16 protein-coding genes are annotated in these 17,721 nt (G+C 66.1%); 10 read left to right on the forward strand and 6 right to left on the reverse strand.

Annotated features, from left to right (window positions below; all coding sequences use genetic code 11):
- Window positions 1-41 precede the first annotated feature (41 nt).
- Window positions 42-830: a YggS family pyridoxal phosphate-dependent enzyme gene (locus ACO07K_RS03605; protein WP_422034523.1), complete on the reverse strand. Its 789-nt coding sequence runs from the start codon at window positions 828-830 to the stop codon at window positions 42-44.
- 309 nt (window positions 831-1,139) lie between these two features.
- On the opposite strand from ACO07K_RS03605, the gene ACO07K_RS03610 reads away from it, so the two are divergent.
- From ACO07K_RS03610 to ACO07K_RS03625, 4 genes are read left to right on the forward strand one after another with little or no spacing between them, the layout of a single operon-like run.
- Window positions 1,140-3,242, forward strand: a complete 2,103-nt coding sequence (locus ACO07K_RS03610; protein WP_422034524.1) for an adenylate/guanylate cyclase domain-containing protein — start codon at window positions 1,140-1,142, stop codon at window positions 3,240-3,242.
- Between the two features lie 54 nt (window positions 3,243-3,296).
- Window positions 3,297-5,528 (forward strand): VTT domain-containing protein, encoded by a 2,232-nt coding sequence (locus ACO07K_RS03615; RefSeq protein WP_422034525.1) that lies wholly within the window; start codon window positions 3,297-3,299, stop codon window positions 5,526-5,528.
- Complete coding sequence (locus ACO07K_RS03620; RefSeq protein ID WP_422034526.1) at window positions 5,525-6,211, forward strand: endonuclease/exonuclease/phosphatase family protein; 687 nt, start codon at window positions 5,525-5,527, stop codon at window positions 6,209-6,211. Before ACO07K_RS03615 ends, ACO07K_RS03620 begins: the two co-directional genes overlap by 4 nt.
- A 25-nt stretch (window positions 6,212-6,236) precedes the next feature.
- Entirely contained in the window at window positions 6,237-7,253 is a 1,017-nt protein-coding gene (locus tag ACO07K_RS03625) for an ATP-dependent DNA ligase (RefSeq protein WP_422036626.1), read from the forward strand.
- 10 nt (window positions 7,254-7,263) lie between these two features.
- Here ACO07K_RS03625 and ACO07K_RS03630 read toward each other — a convergent pair whose 3' ends face one another.
- A complete protein-coding gene (locus ACO07K_RS03630; protein ID WP_422034527.1) occupies window positions 7,264-7,530 on the reverse strand; it encodes a DUF6496 domain-containing protein in 267 nt (88 codons plus the stop codon).
- 312 nt (window positions 7,531-7,842) lie between these two features.
- Here ACO07K_RS03630 and ACO07K_RS03635 point away from each other — a divergent pair, with 312 nt between their 5' ends.
- Window positions 7,843-8,559: a BON domain-containing protein gene (locus ACO07K_RS03635; protein ID WP_422034529.1), complete on the forward strand. Its 717-nt coding sequence runs from the start codon at window positions 7,843-7,845 to the stop codon at window positions 8,557-8,559.
- 82 nt (window positions 8,560-8,641) lie between these two features.
- Here the strand turns inward: ACO07K_RS03635 and ACO07K_RS03640 are convergent, their stop codons facing one another.
- Window positions 8,642-9,412 carry a hypothetical protein gene (locus ACO07K_RS03640; RefSeq protein WP_422034530.1) on the reverse strand — a complete coding sequence of 257 codons (771 nt, stop codon included), beginning with the start codon at window positions 9,410-9,412 and terminating at the stop codon, window positions 8,642-8,644.
- 137 nt (window positions 9,413-9,549) lie between these two features.
- On the opposite strand from ACO07K_RS03640, the gene ACO07K_RS03645 reads away from it, so the two are divergent.
- The 3 genes from ACO07K_RS03645 to ACO07K_RS03655 all read left to right on the forward strand — a co-directional run bounded on the left by ACO07K_RS03645 (window position 9,550) and on the right by ACO07K_RS03655 (window position 12,176).
- On the forward strand, window positions 9,550-10,728 hold the full coding sequence (locus ACO07K_RS03645) for an aromatic ring-hydroxylating oxygenase subunit alpha (protein ID WP_422034531.1): 1,179 nt from the start codon (window positions 9,550-9,552) through the stop codon (window positions 10,726-10,728).
- Window positions 10,729-10,767: 39 nt separating this feature from the next.
- A complete protein-coding gene (locus tag ACO07K_RS03650) occupies window positions 10,768-11,286 on the forward strand; it encodes a DUF1993 domain-containing protein (protein ID WP_422034532.1) in 519 nt (172 codons plus the stop codon).
- Between the two features lie 86 nt (window positions 11,287-11,372).
- Window positions 11,373-12,176 (forward strand): SDR family NAD(P)-dependent oxidoreductase, encoded by an 804-nt coding sequence (locus ACO07K_RS03655; protein WP_422034533.1) that lies wholly within the window; start codon window positions 11,373-11,375, stop codon window positions 12,174-12,176.
- 817 nt (window positions 12,177-12,993) lie between these two features.
- Here the strand turns inward: ACO07K_RS03655 and ACO07K_RS03660 are convergent.
- From ACO07K_RS03660 to ACO07K_RS03670, 3 genes are read right to left on the reverse strand one after another with little or no spacing between them, the layout of a single operon-like run.
- Window positions 12,994-13,356: a response regulator gene (locus tag ACO07K_RS03660; protein ID WP_422034534.1), complete on the reverse strand. Its 363-nt coding sequence runs from the start codon at window positions 13,354-13,356 to the stop codon at window positions 12,994-12,996.
- 53 nt (window positions 13,357-13,409) lie between these two features.
- Window positions 13,410-14,291, reverse strand: a complete 882-nt coding sequence (locus ACO07K_RS03665) for a response regulator (protein WP_422034535.1) — start codon at window positions 14,289-14,291, stop codon at window positions 13,410-13,412.
- The gene (locus ACO07K_RS03670) at window positions 14,279-14,743 is read right to left on the reverse strand and encodes a response regulator (RefSeq protein ID WP_422034536.1); all 465 of its coding nucleotides are present in this window, start codon (window positions 14,741-14,743) and stop codon (window positions 14,279-14,281) included. The genes ACO07K_RS03665 and ACO07K_RS03670 overlap by 13 nt, the downstream gene beginning before the upstream one ends.
- Window positions 14,744-15,272: 529 nt before the next feature.
- Here ACO07K_RS03670 and ACO07K_RS03675 point away from each other — a divergent pair.
- Together ACO07K_RS03675 and ACO07K_RS03680 are read left to right on the forward strand one after the other, a co-directional pair.
- On the forward strand, window positions 15,273-17,222 hold the full coding sequence (locus tag ACO07K_RS03675) for an ATP-binding protein (RefSeq protein ID WP_422034537.1): 1,950 nt from the start codon (window positions 15,273-15,275) through the stop codon (window positions 17,220-17,222).
- Window positions 17,165-17,710, forward strand: coding sequence for a hypothetical protein (locus ACO07K_RS03680; RefSeq protein WP_422034538.1), 546 nt, complete (start codon window positions 17,165-17,167; stop codon window positions 17,708-17,710). The genes ACO07K_RS03675 and ACO07K_RS03680 overlap by 58 nt, the downstream gene beginning before the upstream one ends.
- Window positions 17,711-17,721: the final 11 nt, after the last annotated feature.

A 17,721-nucleotide genomic window follows, 5' to 3' on the forward strand; every position in this document is an offset into this window, starting at 1 on the left:
TCTCGCCGGATGCGTCGCAAGAACCGGGCCGTAGAGGCCGCCTATGGCTTCGCGGCCACCGGCCAGTAGTGGCCGTCGGGCGTCGAGCGCTTGCCGAAGATCGCCTCGCCGACGCGCACGACGTCGGCGCCCTGGACGATCGCCTCCTCGAAATCGTTCGACATGCCCATCGACAGTTCCTTGATTGCGGGATCGTGCCGGACGGCGATGTCGCGCAACTCGCGCAGGCGCTCGAAGCAGGGACGCACCTTGTCGAGATCGGTGCTGAACACCGCGAGCGTCATCAGCCCGCGCGGCTTCAGCCGTGGAAAACGCCTGAGCTCGTCGAGATACGGGAGCAGCTCGCCGGGCTGCAGGCCGTATTTGCTCTCTTCGGCCGACGTGTTCACCTGGACATAGACGTCGAGGGAGCGATCCTCCCTGTCGAGGCGGGCATCGAGCGTCTCGGCCAGCCGCACGCTGTCGAGCGCATGGAATTCGCGCGCGAAGCGGGTCAGGTACTTGACCTTGTTGGTCTGCAGGTGGCCCACGATGCACCAGTCGATGGCGAGATCCGAAAGCTCGGCGCGCTTGGCCACGGCTTCCTGGATCTTGTTCTCGCCGAAGTCGCGAATGCCGGCCGCGTAGGCGAAGCGCAGGACATGCGCCGGCACCGTCTTGGTGATCGGCAGCAGGCGCACCGATTCGCGCGGCCGTCCGGCCCGCGCACAGGCGCGCACGATCCTCTCTTCCACGGAAGCGAGGTTGCGGCTGAACAGGGCGAGGGGATCGGGGCCGAAGCGCTTGATGTCTTCGGGGGTCAGGCTTGCAGGTTCGAAAGATGCGTTCATGGGTATCCGGCCGGAATGTCCGGCAGAGATACCCTAGTCGAGTTTGCGCGTCGCTATGAACACGCCGACGCCGACGGCGATCGACACGGTCGTCACGACGATGACGACCGGCCACAACAGGCCACCCAGGAATTCCCACATGGGAGCCGAACGGGCGACGAGCCCTAGCGTTCCGGGAGTAGTCGGTAATCGGGGGTGTTCGGCGGCTGCCGGCCGGATTGGTTCACTCGGACTGTCGAATGCTGCGCAGACAGCAACGCCCCCAGCCTGTATCTGCTGGTCATGACGTCCTCCCCGAACCGAAGGGGCGTGCCCTTCAGCATCAGCCTCGTGACGCTGATGCTCGTCGTGGTCGGGCTTTTGTCGGCCGCACTGCTGCTCCTCGGTTGGCAGACGACCAGTACGCTCGAGGAAGCCAACATCGATCTCCGAATGGCGGCGCTCGACGAATCGGTGACGGGCTGGCTCAGCAGCAACATCCGCTCGACGGTCGACGTCCAGCAGGCCCTGGCCGTGACGCCGGCTTTCTCGCGGCGGGCGGGCCGGTCCGACAATGCGTCGGACAATGCGGCGCACGGCGCGGAGGCGCGCCGGCAGCTCGCCATCCTGCTCGACCATCATCCCGTCATGGCGGCCGCCTACGCGGGCTATGCGGACGGCAGTTTCGACTATGTCGGCCGGATTGCCGAGCTGCCCGAAGCGCTCCAGCGCGAGATGAACGTGCCGCGCGCCGCGATGCTGTTCGCGCGATCCTTGTCGGGCGGGGAGGGGGCGCGCCCCGAGCGCTGGTTCTTCCTGTCGGCCGACGGCTCGGCGCTCTCGGAGGCCAGCCGCGCCGTCGATTTCGATCCCCGCAATCGGCCCTGGTACAAGGAGGCGAACGCGACGACCCGGTCGATCTTGACCGAGCCTTACACCTTTGCCGTCTCGGGTACCCAAGGCGTCTCGGTCGCGACGCAGATCGGCCAGCACGACGGGGCGATCGCCTTCGACTTCACGCTGGACGCCCTTTCGCAAGTCACCGCCGGGCACAAGCCCGCGCGCGGTGCCATCGTCATGGTGGCCACCGACGCCGGCAACATCCTGGCCGATTCGTCGAACTGTACGGTGCGCGATCGCGGCTGCGTGCCGGCCGACCCGGCCATGCGCGAGCTGTTGCGTCGCGAGCTGGCCGACGTCTCGCACCACAGCGATCGCCGTCTCGACATACGGCTTCGGGTCGGCGGCATGGACTGGGAAATGCTGGTCGATCCGATGCCGGCGGTGTTCAACGAGCGCTTCTACGTGGGCGCCGCCGTGCCGATTGCCGAGATCACCGCGGAATCCCGCCGGCTGCTCCTCGTCTCAGGGGCGACGGCGGCCGTCTGCATCCTGCTGGCGGTCCTGGCGGTCCTTGCCGGGGCCGTGTTCATGTCCCGCGCGATCGGTCGTATCGCTGACAAGACCGACAGCATCCGCGACCTCGATTTCACGGATCGCACGCCCATCGTCAGCCGGATCCGCGAGGTCCAGCAGCTTTCCGACGCCGTGGAGCGGATGCGCGACGGGCTGGAGATCTTCGGCCGCTATGTCGCGAAGAATCTCGTGCGCCAGATCATGCGCTCGCCGGAGACGGCGGGCGTCGGCGGCGCGCAGCGCCAGGTGACGGTGATGTTCTCCGACATCGAGAGCTTCTCGCGCATCAGCGAGGGCCTGTCGCCCCAGGTCCTGACTGGCCGCCTGTCGCGCTACTTCGATGCCCTGACGGCGCCGATCTCCGCGAGCCACGGCACGATCGACAAGTTCATCGGCGACAGCATCATGGCCTTCTGGAATGCGCCCGAGCTCGACGAGCATCATGTCGAGCACGCCTGCCACGCGGCGTTGCGGGCGGCGATGGCCAGCCGGGACCTGGTGGAGAAATGGCAGCGGCGGGACCGGCCGGTCTTCCGCACCCGATTCGGGCTGCACACCGGCCTCGCGGTCATCGGCAATGTCGGCGCCCGCGACCGCATCAACTACACGCTGGTCGGCACGATCGTGAACCAGGCATCGCGGATCGAGGGGCTCAACAAGGTCTACGGCACGGAGATTCTGGCGAGCGGCGAGGTCGTGGCGCTGACGCGCGAGCTCTTCACCTGGCGCTTCATCGAACGGGTGATCCCGGCCGGGACCGACGATCCGATTGCCGTCTTCGAGCTCGTGGCCGAGGGGCAGGGCGGGGCGGGCGAACCCTTCCGCGCGGTTTGGGAGAGCGCCCAGGCGGCCTACGCCAAAGGTGCGTTCGCGGAGGCGTCGGCGCTGTTCGGGGAAGCCACGCGGCTGCGGCCCGGCGATGGGCCGGCCAAGGTCCTGCTCGGACGCTGCCGCCAATGGGTCGACACGCCGCCGCCCGCGCCGTGGACCGCCACTTGGCGCTTCGAGACGAAGTAGAAGAGCGGCAAACCAAGCCGGGATCATTGGAGGCCGGCCGGCGTTATAGGCGCCATGTCGCCCCTTTTTCAGCCCGGACGCACCGTTTGGAAGGTCGAGCACGCCTCGAGAGCGGCCGTCCTGATCGATGGCGCGGCCTTTTTCGCGGCCGTTCGCCAAGCCTTCCTGCAGGCCCGGCGCACCATCTTCATCGTCGGCTGGGACATCGACAGTCGCACCGAGCTGGTGGGCGATCGGCCGCCGGAGGATGGTTTTCCGACCAATCTGGCCGCGTTCCTCACCGAACTGGCCAAGCGGCGGCCGGAGTTGCAGATCCACCTGCTGCTCTGGGACTACTCTCTCGTTTACGCTCATGAGCGCGAGCCGCTGCCGCGTCTCTTCCTCAACTGGCAGATGCCGCCGCAGGTGACCTTCTGCCTCGATTCGACGGTGCCGTTCGGCTCCTCGCAGCATCAGAAGCTGGTGGTGGTGGACGATGCGCTGGCGTTCTCGGGCGGCCTCGACCTGACGATCCGGCGTTGGGACACCAGCCGCCACGAGCCGGACAATGCCCGCCGCGTCGACCCGTCGGGCGAGCCCTACCGGCCGTTCCATGACGTGCAGATGATGGTCGATGGCGAGGCGGCGCGCGCCCTGGCGCTGCTGGCGCGAGCGCGCTGGTGCCACGCCAATGGTGGGGAGCCGCAGGTCCGGCCGGAGGGCGAGCCCTGGCCGGAGAGCTTCGAGCCCGATTTCACCGACGTCGAGGTCGCGATCGCCCGGACCCAGCCGCGCTATCATCGCGAGGAGGAAGTGCGGGAGGCCGAGGCACTGTTCGTCGACAGCATCGCGCGCGCCGATCGCTCGATCTACATCGAGAACCAGTTCATGACCTCGGGCGTGGTCGCCTCCGCGCTCGCCCGCCGGCTGCGCGAACGGCCGGAACTCGAGGTCCTGATGGTCGCGCCGCGCAGCCACGATTCGTTCGTCGAGCGGCGCACCATGCGCAACGGCCGCATCCGGTTCTGGCGCACCGTGAAGGCGGCGGGCGGCGACCGTGTCCGTCTGGTCTATCCGACGATCGAGAAAGAGGGCCAGTCCACCTACACGATGATCCATTCCAAGATCATGGTGTTGGACGACTGGTTCCTGAGGGTGGGGTCGGCCAATCTCAACAACCGCTCCATGGGCGCCGACACCGAGTGCGACCTCGCGATCGAAGCCGCGACGGATCGGGAGCGCGCGGCCATCACGCGGCTGCGCAACCGACTTGTCGGCGAGCACTGCGGCGTGTCGGGTGAAGATGTCGCGGCGGCCGTGGCGCAGCACGGCTCGCTCGTGCGCGTGGCCGACCAGCTCTGCGGCAACGGTCACCGTCTCACCCCGATCGACGATGGTCGGCCTGACCGCACCATTTTCGCCCGCCTGGCCGAGCGGATCGCCGATCCGGCGCGGCCGCTGCGGCTGGGTCGCTTGGCCGGCCGCCTCCTGCCGCGCCTGCTGTTCCACGGCAGCCGCACCGTGGGACGCCGCCTGGCCAAGCGCGAAGATCGGCGCGCGGCCAGGAAGAGAGAAGCCGAAGCTGCGCGACAGCCTGCGCGCAATGACGAGAGTGCGGGCGAAGAGGGGATCCTCGGAAGAGCCGGCCTGCTGGTGGCCGGCGCGCTCGCGCTGATCGTGCTGTTGACGCTCGCCTGGCAATTCACCGGACTGAAGGAGCTGGCGCAGCCCGACCAGATCCGCGCGCTGCTCGAGGGCGCCGAGGGCGAACCGTGGGCTCTGGGCCTGGTCGTCGGCCTGTTCCTGCTGGGTGGCGCGGTGGCCTTTCCGGTCACCATCCTGATCCTGGCAACGGCCGCCGTGTTCGGCCCGTGGTGGGGCATGCTCTATGCCGCCGCGGGCGTCGCGGCGAGTGCGGGGCTCATGTTCGCGGTCGGCGCGCGCTTCGGGCAGGACGTGCCCAAACGGCTGCTCGGCAGGCGCTGGGACAAGCTTCTCGAGCGCCTGCAACGCCGCGGCCTTCTGGCGATGGTCGCCTTGCGTATCGTGCCGGTGGCACCGTTTTCGCTGGTCAATGTCGCCGCCGGGGCCGGCTCCATCCGCTTCGTCGACTATGCGCTCGGGACGTTGATCGGCATGGGACCGGGCATCGCCGCGATCGCCTTGATGGGCGACCGTATCGCCAGGGTGCTGGCCGATCCCAGCGCCGGACAGATCGCCGTGCTCGTGCTCTGCGTTGCCGGCTGGATCGGCCTGTCGTTCGGCGCGCAGGCCATCGTGTCGCGGCTCGGGGAACGGACCACTTGAACTCCGTTCGCTTGATGACGTGGAACATCCACGGTGCCTTCGGTCGCAATCCGCGCTTCGACCTCGATCGCGTGATCGCGCTGGTGAAGAGCCACGCGCCCGACATCGTGGCCCTGCAGGAGATCGACTCGCGCAGCGTCCGGGCACAGGTGGGCAATCCTTTCGACGTCCTGCAAGCCGCGCTCGGCTCGCACGGGGTGGGCGCGAGGACCGTGGTGACGGCGGACGGCGAGTACGGGCAGGCGCTGATCAGCCGGTGGCCGCTGGAGAACACGCGGATCCACGATCTCTCCTATCCCGAGCGCGAGCCGCGGCGCGCCATCTGCACCGACGTCGCGACGCCTTTCGGGCCGTTGCGTGTGATTGCCACGCATCTCGGTCTCACGTTGCGCGAGCGACGCAGCCAGGCCATCGCGCTCCTGAACATGCTCGGCCGGCTCGACCGTCCGACCGTCGCGCTGGGCGATTTCAACGACTGGCTTTGGGCGGGGTCGGTGCGCCGCAGCCTCGCCCGCGCCCTGCCGGGATTCAGCCGCCACCGCACTTTTCCCGCGCGGCTGCCGCTCTTCGAGCTCGACCGCATCTATCTCTTCCCGGCCTCGGCCCTGATCGGCAGCTGCATCGACTACCGTGCACGGGATCTTTCCGATCACCTGCCGGTGATCGCCGACATAGAGCTCTAGCGTGGCCCGTACGGCCACCGTGGCGATGGAGGCAAGGCAGGTCGAAACCCTGCCCGACGGCAAAGGCTGGCAGTACGAACCGAAATGGGATGGGTTCCGCTGCCTGGCGCGGCGGGAGGGCGATGAGATCGAGCTGCTGGGCCGGTCCGGCAAGAGCCTGTCGCGCTACTTTCCCGAAATGATCGCGGCGCTGGGGCGCATGAAGCACGAGCATTTCGTGCTCGACGGCGAGTTGGTCATCCCCGTGGGCTCGAGCCTGTCCTTCGAGGCGCTGCAGATGCGGCTCCATCCGGCGGCCAGCCGCATCAAGCGTCTCGCCGAAGAGACGCCGTCGCTGCTGATCGCCTTCGATCTTCTGGAGGACGCGAAGGGACGCGACCTGCACGCCGAACCGCTGGCCGGGCGGCGCGCGGCGCTGGAGCGATTCTTCGCGGCGCTCGGTGAGATCGAGGAACTGCGGCTGTCGCCCAAGACGACGCGCGTTGCCGATGCCCGCAAATGGCTGAGCCGGGCCGGCAGCGGGACGCTCGACGGCGTCGTCGCCAAACGTCTCGACGAGCCGTACAAGGCGGGCGAGCGCGCGATGCTCAAGATCAAGAACCTGCGCAGCGCCGACTGCGTCGTCGGCGGCTTCCGCTACGCCACTGCCACCAAGGGCGCCAAGAAGGAGGTCGGCTCGCTGCTGCTCGGCCTCTACGACGAGGCGGGCCTGCTCGACCATGTCGGCTTCACCTCGGCGCTGGGCGGTCTCGACCGCGCGGCGCTGACGGCGAAACTCGAAAAGTTGAAGGGCGGCGGTTTCACCGGCGACGCGCCGGGCGGTCCCAGCCGCTGGTCGACGGCGCGCACGGCGCAATGGGTGCCGGTGAAGCCAAAGCTGGTGGTCGAGGTTCAGTACGACCACGTCACCGGCCACCGCTTCCGCCACGGCACAAGCTTCCTGCGCTGGCGCCCCGACAAGGCGCCGCGCGACTGCTCGTTCGATCAACTCGTGCAGGAAGCCCGGCCGTCGCGGGTAATGCGTCTTCTCAAGCGGGCTTGAGCGGCGCCCGTCAGACCTTCTTCTTGCGCTTCGCTGCAGTCTTGCGCTTCGGGCCGGTCTTCCTCTTGCCGGCGGTCTTCTTCTTGGCAGCTGTCTTCTTCTTCGCCGGCACCTTCTTGCCCTTCGCGCGTGCCTCGGAGAGGCCGATGGCGATCGCCTGCTTGCGGCTCTTGACGGTGCCGCCCTTGCCATCCGGACCGCTCTTCAGCGTGCCCTTCTTGCGGCGCTCCATCGCGCTCTCGACATCCTTGCTGGCGCTTCGGGAATACTTCGCCATGATTCCTCCTCGACGATTCAGCACCTAACGGCGCAGTCACGCCCTGGCTGCGTATTCCCCGGTGAAAGACAGAAGAAAGCCCGCGACCCCCTTTGCACATTTTTCGGATGGACGAAGGGTGCGGGCTTTCCGCCGGAGCGGCCAGGGACGAAGCGTTCGACCATCGCCAACGAAACGTGTGGCTCTCCTGCCTGCCCTCAATGCGCGCGCGGGCCGATCGGTTGCCGCCGCCGGCAACTGGTTTCGAGTGGGTGCATTCCTCCAATGCCGGCCTCGAGGAGAGAGCGGCCGGCCTCAACCACGGAGGAATCAATGGCACGCCACGACGACGACTATCGCTTCCGCAGGCATCCCTCGCGCGACGAAGAGGGCCGCTACGGCGGCTATGAAGGCGAGCGCGGCGACATCTACCACTATGCACCGGCCGGCCACCGCGGCAGCGAACACGGCTCGTTCTACGGTCGCGGCAACTACGAACAGGATGACATGTCCTCGGGCGGTGTGGCCGGCGGCGCGCGCGGCTATGGCTACAGCCAGGGCCCCGGTCATGGCGGCGACCGCTACACCGGCCGGGGCGGATCGCTGGGCGGCATGAGCGACCAGATGGGCGGCAGCCATTCCCAGGGAATGGGACGCAACGAGCAGGATCACGGCCGAAGCGGCTGGTTCGGCGGTCGTCCCGGCGGGGCTGGGCGCTACGGCAGCGAACATGCCGGCATGGGCGGTGGCTATGGCATCGGCGCCTCGGGCCAGGAACATCACCGCGGCAAGGGACCGAAGGGCTACACGCGGTCGGACGACCGGATCCGTGAGGACGTATGCGACTGCCTGACCGACGATCCGATGCTCGATGCCGGCGAGATCGAGGTTGAGGTCAAGAACGGCGAGGTGACCTTGTCCGGCACCGTGACCGATCGTCTGGCCAAGCGCCACGCCGAGGACATGATCGAGCGGGTGAGCGGCGTCAGGGACGTCCAGAACAACATCCGGGTGAAGGAACGCGACGCGATCAAGCCAACCGGCGCGTAGGCGGCGGCATGCGTCATTGGGTCGGGACCGACCCAGGCGACTACCGTGCAACACACGGTCCCAGCGCGCCGGGGATCGGCCGTCAGGGCCGCCCGATCTCCGACATTGCACGCTGCAGGGGCTCCCCGGAGATCTGCAGCCAGCTGTGATGCATCGGATCGCCGAGCTGCAGGATCAGGAAGATCGCGCCGGTCACCGCGAGCGAGGACAGGAAGAGGCTGGCGACCACCGTGAGGTTGGGCGGGGCGAAGACGCCGAAGCTCAGGAAGACCAGGAACAGCCAGAAGATGAGCACGACGAGGAACGGGGCGGGTACCGTCGTGCCGGGGTTCTCCCACAGCAGCCAGCGCTCGGCGTAGATCTGGTTGGTGAGCGCCAGCGCCTGGGCGGCCAGTGCCGTATGTCGTCGGTCGGAAAACTCGAGCGACATGATGGAATCGGCCAGCCTGTCGAGAAGGTCGGCGCTGACCCGCGCGTCGACACGCGGCGGCGGGTTGGCGGGAAACAACTCTTCCCTCTTGTGCCCGGCATAGGCGCGCAGGCTGGCGCGTGCCTCGCTCGCCTCCGGCCCGTAGGAGCGCAGCAGATGGTCGAGCTGGACGATGTCGGCGCCGAGCTTGGTCACGATGCCGGCGTTGACCGAGTAGGCGCCGTTGGCCGCCGACAGCATGAGGGCCAGCACCAGCGAGGTCAGCGACGCCACGATCGCCGCCGCCAGCTTGACCACCGCGCCCGACTCCTTGGTCAGGTGGTGCTCGGGCAGGGCGCGCGCGACGTAGAGGCCGATCAATCCGCCCCCGAACATGGCGACCAGCGCGACCAGGCAGATGATCAGGTACGAACGATCCAGCATCCCACCTGATAGCAGGTCGGCGGGCCCGGCGCCCGTTCCGCGCCGATCGTCTGCGGTCTCGCTGGGCGGGCTCGGTTTGTTGCCTCGTCGAAGGCGGGGGACATAGTATCGCCCGCCCGATTGCAGGAGGACGAAAAATGGCCGCACTGCTGAACGAAACCGACCTGATCGACCGCATCCTGGCCCATATCGACGGCAAGACGACGGACAAGGGCAGCGTGGTCTGGCGCGAGCCTGTCGAGAACTATCATTCGCCCGAGCGCTTCGCGGCGGAGATCGCGGTGCTGCGCCGTGTGCCGATGGCTTTCTGCCCGTCGGCCGCCTTGCCGGAACCCGGCTCCTACATCGCGCGCACGACGGTCGGCACGCCGCTGCTGGTGGTGCGCGGCACCGACGGCGTAGTGCGCGGCTTCCGCAATGCCTGCCGCCATCGCGGCATGAAGCTGGAGGAGGGCGAGGGCTGCAAGCGCGCCTTTGCCTGTCCCTATCACGCCTGGACCTACGGTCTCGACGGCTCGCTGCGGCACATTCCAGGCGAGGAAGGCTTTCCCGGTCTCGACAAGGCGGCACATGGGCTGGTGCCGGTGGCGGCGGTGCAGGAGAGGAACGGCATCGTCTTCGTGACGCAGGACGAACCGCTGTCGGACGGACCGCTGGGCGACCTGCCGGAGGTGCTGACCGACGACTACGTGCTGTTCAACAAGATCGAGTTCGACGACAGGGCGAACTGGAAGGTGCTGGGCGAGACCTCGATGGAGGGCTACCACATCAAGGCGCTGCACAATCAGTCGTTCTTCCCCTACGGCTACGACAATCTGAACGTGGTCGAGCTGCACGGCCGCAATTCGCGCATCGTCTTCCCGTTCCGCCGCATCGAGAAGCTGCGCAACATCCCGCGCGAGGAATGGAGCACGCAGGGCCGCATCACCGACGTCCACCAGCTCTTCCCCAACACCCATGTCAGCGTGCTGTCGAGCCACGCCATCCTGATCATCCTCGAGCCGGTGTCGCCGTCGGAGACTCACTGGGTCGTCTACCAGCTCGCGCCGCGAATCAAGAACGGCAAGCCGCTCGACATCGAGCAGGCGCGCAAGGACGCCAACTTCGTGCAGGAAAGCGGCATCCTCGAAGACCGCCACGCCGCCCGCGAGATCCAGGCCGGCCTGGCGTCGGGCGCCAATACCCATTTCACCTTCGGCCATTACGAACAGGCGATCGGCCACTTCCACCGCAACCTGACGGAACACGTGGACATGCTGAAGGCGGAACGGAGCGAGCGAGTCCGCGCTCTGGCGGCGGTCGATGGAATCGCGTAGGGCCTGCGCGCACATCCACCCGTTCACTCCGAGGTTCGCATGATCCACACGCTCGTCGTTTCCCAGTTCAGCAAGATGCTGGGCAATCTGCTGGTCATCCTGAACGAGGCCGAGAAGTATGCCGGCGAGAAGAAGTTCGATGTCGCCGTCCTGCTGCAGGCGCGTCTCGCGCCCGATCAGTTCAATCTGATCAAGCAGATCCAGACGGCCTGCGACACCGCCAAGCTCGGCGCCGCGCGTCTGGCGGGCACCGAGAAGGACGCCCACGTCAACGCCGATACCGAAGCGACGCTGGGCGAGATCAAGGCGCGCATCGAAAGCACCGTCGCTTATCTGCAGGGCTTCACGGCGCAGTCCTTCGCCGGCGCGGCCGAGCGGCGCATCACCCAGCCGCGCTGGAACGGCAAGTCGCTCTCGGGCGAGGAATTCCTCGTCCAGCACGTCATTCCGAATTTCTACTTTCACGTCACGACGACCTACGCGATCCTGCGCCACAACGGCGTTCCGGTCGGCAAGCGAAACTATCTGGGCGACATGCCCTATCGCGAACCGGCCTGATGCACCGGGGGCAATGAACGGGGCAACCGTTGCGGACGCGATGACGTAGACGGCGATGGCGGTGCCGGTATTCCAAGGGAAGAGACATGACAAAGCGGGTTGAAGGAAAGATCGCCGTCGTCGTCGGCGCGGGGCAGACTCCGGGCGAGACGATCGGCAACGGCACGGCCATCGCCGGCCTGCTCGCGCGCGAGGGTGCGTCGGTCCTCTGCGTCGACAGGAGCGGCGAGCGGGCGGAAAAGACGGCCAAGGATATCTCGTCCGCCGGGGCCGCCGTTTCGTCGATGGAGGCCGACATCACGGTGGCCGACGATTGCGCCCGCATCGTCAAGCTCGCCATGACGCGCTACGGCCGCATCGACATCCTGATCAACAATGTCGGCATCGGCGGCGGCGGCGACGCGCCGGCCCACCGCATCGAGGAGCAGGTGCTGGACCGCATCCTCGACGTCAATCTCAAGGGCATGTGGCACACGATCAAGGCGGCGATCCCGGTAATGCGCGCGCAGAAGTCCGGCTCGATCGTCAACATCTCCTCGCTGGCCGCCACCAGCGGTGCGACCCAGATGGCCTACGAGATTTCGAAGGCGGCGGTGAACCGGCTCACGACCCATGTGGCGCAGTCCAACGCCCGCTACGGCATCCGCGCCAACGCCATCATGATGGGCTTCATGGACACGCCGATGGCCATCACCGGCATCGCCCAGGCGACCGGCCGCCCGACGGAGGACGTCCGCGCCGAGCGCAACGCCATGGTGCCGCTGCGCGGCAAGATGGGTACCGGTCACGACACCGCCTATGCCGCGCTGTTCCTCGCCTCAGACGAGGCGCAGTTCATCACCGGCGAGATCCTGCGCGTCGACGGCGGTATGGGGCTGGGGCTGGCTTAGCGAGCGCTTGCGGAACGAGCCGGGCGAGACCACGGCGGTTGCACGGTCGTCGACTGCCCCCGCCTGGGCTCCGGCCTCACGGCCGCAATGCAGCGACCGTCGCGGCGGCCCTTCGCGCACCTCTTGCGCTGTTCGGTGCGGGCTTCGCTAGCTTCCGGGTCCGCCACCACGGGTCAAGCCGCTTCCGATCTTCCTCGTACTGATACTTTGAAATCTGGATGAAGAAAGCCAGGCGATGGCTGGCGAGCCGCCGGTCTCCGCGCTCTGGCAAGACAAGCTGGTCTTGATCTGGCTCTCCAGCCGCGAGCTCCCGGGCGCTCGCGCGCCTCGGCAATTCGGATAAAGAGTCTGAGAAACGCCATTCAAGGTACACGATGGTGCGCTTTCCGCTTGCTCTTCGAAACTCTACTCACGTCATGGTGCATGGCGGCAGCTTGCAGCACCTGTCATGATGATCATATTCGTCAGCAATCCCCGTTGCGCGTACAGAAAGCACCAGCTTGGAGACTAAGTAATTGCAGCGGGACCGGGCGTGAACGAGCGCGCTTCATTGGAATTGACGATTCGATGATGGGTCGCGCTGTCGCCTCGAAGCCGCGAAGCGCCAAAGAAACCAAAACGGTTACGTTCGGTGTCAGGCTTTGGAGCCCCCTCGTTTAGAGTGCGGCTCGTCAGCTGCATAATCCCACGATGCCCTGACTCCGCCGGAGCCCCGTTCATCCCACTGAACCACTGGGGCTCAACCGGGTGGCGATGGTCGGACCCCACCTTCCCGGCCATCGCCTTTCGCGCCGCCGTCCGCGCGAGGCGAGGGGAGCTATGGCCGCGACAGGGCGGCGTTCCGGACGAGTTTGGAGACGAGGCCCCGCAGCGCCCGCATGTCGAGCGGCTTTCTGAAGAATCCCGCCACACCGAGACGGTCGAGAGTTGTGGCAGGCGGGAAATCGATCCGGCCCGAGATGAGGATCACGGCGGCCTGCGGCGCCAGGCGAAGGATGCGGCTCGCGACGGTCATTCCGTCGATATCCGGCAGATGGTAGTCGACGATGACGACCTTGGGATCGAGCCGCGAGAGATTGTGGAGGGAGTCCGATCCGCCCGCGCGCTTGCTCACGGTGAAACCCTTGCTTGCAAGGTGCGTCTCGATCTCGTGCGCCTGAAGGACATCGTCTTCGATCAAGAGGACGTCTCTGCCTCTCGGATTTCCGGCAGGGTTCCCGGTCGGTCTGGATCTCATCCAGGCCAAATCCGCTCCTCGAACGACATGGGGGTGCCGGCGTCGCCGTGCGAATTCGCGTAGGAGCGTATGAACGTTTGAACGGCCTCTCTTCCCTTTTCCGTGAGAAGAGCAGCCACCCGGCGCTTGTCCGTCGGATCTGGGATCCGTGAGATCATGCCGTTGCGCTCCAGTTCATGGATGCGCCGCAGGGCCGAGGTCAAGGGGACTCCGGCCGAGCCCCCCAGTGCGGTGAGAGAGATGCGCTCGCCCTGGCGTTCGCTGACGTAGAGATCCAGCAGGATTTCCCAGCTCGCCTCGACCGTCATTCCCGGCGGCAGATTTTCGCCACACACGCGCCGAAGCTTTCTCAGGTGATTCAGCACGACGCTCGACATGGCTCCGACGTCGATGGTCTTCGGTTGGAACCGGCCCTCGACCGCTCCGTCGACTTGCGTCGTGCGGCGCGTGGGCTTCTCCATCCATGAGGATGGTGCCTCTCGCTCCAGCCGAACCTCCCTGACGATCTGTATCAGTCTTCGAAGGTCTATCGGTTTCGTCAGCAGATCGCGGGCGCGGAGCCGGATCGCCTCGACCGCGTGATCGAGTTCGGCGCTTCCGCTGATGAATACGATCTCCGGCAGCCTGACCGCGCCGAGCCGTTTCAGGCGGTGTGCGAGCTCCAGCCCGTCCAGTTCAGGCATTCTGATGTCGGTGATCATGACGTAGGGAATGGTGCCCCTCAGGAGGGTCTCCAGAGCCTCCCAGCCGGTGCGGGCGCCGGCACAAACGAGGCCAGCCCTTTTGAGGCCGGCGGTCAGACCGTCGAGGCCCGCCGGGTCGTCATCGACGACGAGAACGTCGAGCCTGTCGCCCGGTTCGGCGGTCAGGACTTCCATGCTTCCACCGCTTGGACGATACCGGCCCGCCCGAGGCTGCAGGCGTCGGTCGAGCCGCGGCACGTTTCGATGGCGTCCCGCAGCTGCCGGAGATCGATGGGTTTGCGCTGAAACTGCGTCACGCCCAACGATCTCGCCCGCTCTTCGTCTTCGGGCGTGCCGTGGCCTGTGAGAACGACCGCAGGAATCGTCCGGCCCTGCCACCAGGCATTTTCGGCTGTCCAGCGAAGAATGTCATACCCATTCACTCCGGGCATACGCAGATCCGTCACGATTACAGAAACGTAACGATCGGAGCGTAACGCCTCGAGCGCCCCCTCGCCACTGGTGCAAGCGACGATTGTATAAAATCGCTCCAAATACAACGAAAGAATTTCCAATGTGGGACGATCGTCCTCAACCAGCAGAATTCGGCTGCCACAGTGCCGTGAGCCACGCCCGTGACCGATCATGAAATACACCCTCGTTACGCCGAGCGCCCTGCAATATCCGGGCTAGCTCCGGTGCATCTTATAGCCAAACTGGAGTCAAAAACTTTCGTGGAGAACATTAAATTATGAGACAGAGCCTTTGTAGGCCGTTCCAACCAGCAGGTGGTGGCGGGGCCGGGCTTAAAGTGCTCTAAACGCGGAGACTACAAAAGGGTGCTCATCGCCGGTTCGACGTTTGCGGCACTTTATGCTCAGGCCATTGTCCGGCTGCATCGCCTGCCTCCATTGTCATCACGAACGTTCGGTGACGAGACTTCGCGGCCCTCTTCATGAGACCCTCCACGTCACATAGGCCTTGCCGCTGGGTTACCCGCAGAGGGTCAATAGCCATATGAAAAATGAGGTTAAGCCTCTGTCCCCGCTCAGGGCGACTGCGGGAACCATGCTCGCCATACTCGCCATATGGTTGCTGACGGGCGCGTTCCTGTGGCAACAGTATAAACTTAGCATGGATAATGCAGAAAGGTCCACCCGGGATCTTTCCGACGTCATGGCCGAACTCGCCGAGCAAAGCCTTACGGTCAATCAGCTGGTCATCCAGTCCATGCTCGACTGGATCGCCGAAGAGGAGGTCAAGACCGAGGAGGACTACCGAAGGATCGTCTCGAGCCGCAGCTTCTACGATCGGCTGATCGGGCGCATCGCGAAGTTGCCGACCATCGATGTCGCAACGTTCATCGCGACAGACGGTACGTTGCTCAATTACTCAAGGCGTTTTCCTCCACCGCCGATCAATCTCGCCGATCGCGACTACTTCATCGAACAGATGCGCGAGAGCGGTCCTCCGTACTCGCTGGGCAAAGCGGTTGCAAACAGGGGAACCGGGCAGTGGACGTTTTATCTGGCGAGGGAAGTACGTCTGACGACGGGCACCAAGGTGGGCGTCGCGATCACCGGCGCCGGGGCATCTTACTTTGCCGCTCAGCTTCGCCGTATGCTTCATCGGCACCAGGGTGACGACTCCGCACACGTCGGTGCCGCTTTTCTCGTACGCGATGACGGCGTGCTGCTCGCCGCCACATCCGACGACGCGCCCATGGGCACGCGCGCATTTCCGCGGCGGGAGACAAAAGGTCATGCCCAGCGGATGCCGGCCGCGGCTGCCGCTCTGGGCCTGCCGTCCGACAGTCTGATTGCATCGTCGCCCCTCACGACCTTTCCTGCCTACGTCGTTGCGGTGACCAACCCGGCCCCCTTGCTGCTCGAGTGGAGGCGGACGGCATGGGCGATGGTATCGGCGGGAGCCGTGCTTTCCCTGTTGTCGATCGGAATCGGATGGCGGAGCTACCATCTCCTCCAGGTCCGGGATCGTGTCCTGCGGCAGGAGGGCGAGCGGCGGATTCTCTCTTCGATTTGCGGATCGCCGCTGGCGCTCGCAGCGCTGGTCGCGGGTGACGGCCGAGTGATCTACTGCAACAGCGCCTTTTCGGAGACTTTGGGCCCGATCATCCGCGACGACCGGCTGGTGTCGGGACCTGAGGTGGAAGGCAGCGACGCCCTGGCGGCTTTCATGGCGGGCGACAAGTCTCGTGCCGATTTCACCTTGCGCGTCCAGGGCGAGGACTGCTCGCCGGCCTACCTGCGGATTTCCGGCGCGCGGGTGGACCTGGAACAGGGCGACCAGGGGGTCGCTCTCCTGGGATACGACGATACGCAGAGAATGAAGTCCGAGGCGCACATCATCCAGTCTTCCAAGCTGATCACACTGGGTGAAATGGCCACGGGCATGGCGCACGAGCTCAATCAGCCGCTCAACGTGATCAAGATGGCGGCACAGGCGGCGCTTTTCGAGATCGAAGACGTCGAGGAATCCGATACCGGCGCGAACCGGCCCTTCGTCGCCTCCCCGGACTCCGCCCTATTCGTGAAGGCGCGGCTGCAGCGCGTCGTGGAGCAGGTGGATCGTGCGGCGACGATAATCGACCACATGCGCATTTTCGGCCGGGTACCGGCAGGCCGGCCGCCCGTGATCGATGCCGCGGCCACCTGCCGGTCCGCGTTGCAGCTGATCGGCCATCAGTTGCGTGATTCCGAGGTCGAGGTCGTGCTCCGCCTGGGAGACACGCCCCAGCTCGTGAAGTGCCATCCGGTGCTGCTCGAGCAGGTCCTGGTCAATCTCCTGCTCAATGCACGCGATGCGACGGCCAGCATTTCCGTGCCGGCGCGCGAAATCCGTATCGACGTCCAAAGCGTCGATCACGAGGTCATCATCATCGTGAGCGACAATGGTCCCGGTATCCCCGCCGCGCTGCGCGACCGGGTATTCGAGCCCTTCTTCACGACCAAGTCGGCGGAGAAGGGAACGGGTCTGGGACTCTCGATATCCTATGGCATCGTACGCGACAGTGGCGGCAGGCTGGAGCTCCTGGACAGCGCACAAGGATGTGTCTTCCGGGTCGTTTTCCCGGCCGTGGCCGGGGCGGAAGTGCTGGCCCCGTGAGCTTGACGTATCTTCCGGCGCAAACGGTCATATTCGTGTCCACCGGGGGAATCTGCCGGGCTCCGATGGCGGCTGGAGTGTTCCTCCGTCTGCTCAAGGATACCCGGTTCAGCCGGTACGTTAAGGTCGACTCGGCCGCGATCAGCGACATCCACGTCGGCGATGCGCCTCACCCGTTGGCGGTCGATGCCGCCTCGAGCCGTGGCTATGACATCGGCAACATTCGCGTCCGCACGGTCGAATCTCGCGACTTCGAGGGCGCGACCCTGCTCGCGATGGACACGCTCGTCCTCGCCTTCCTCAGGAACATGGCGCCGCACGGGCTTGGTGACCGTCCACGATTGCTGGCACGCTACACGGCGCTGGGCGGGGACAACATCGTGGATCCCTTCGGTGGCGCGCCGGTGGACTACCACGTGGCGCTGAATCTCATCGAAGCCTCATGCAAGGCGTTGATGACGGCGCTTCTCTTGAGTCGACGGCTCTGATTGCGGGGGCA

It is taken from the genome of Reyranella sp., assembly GCF_965228225.1.
Lineage (GTDB): Bacteria > Pseudomonadota > Alphaproteobacteria > Reyranellales > Reyranellaceae > Reyranella.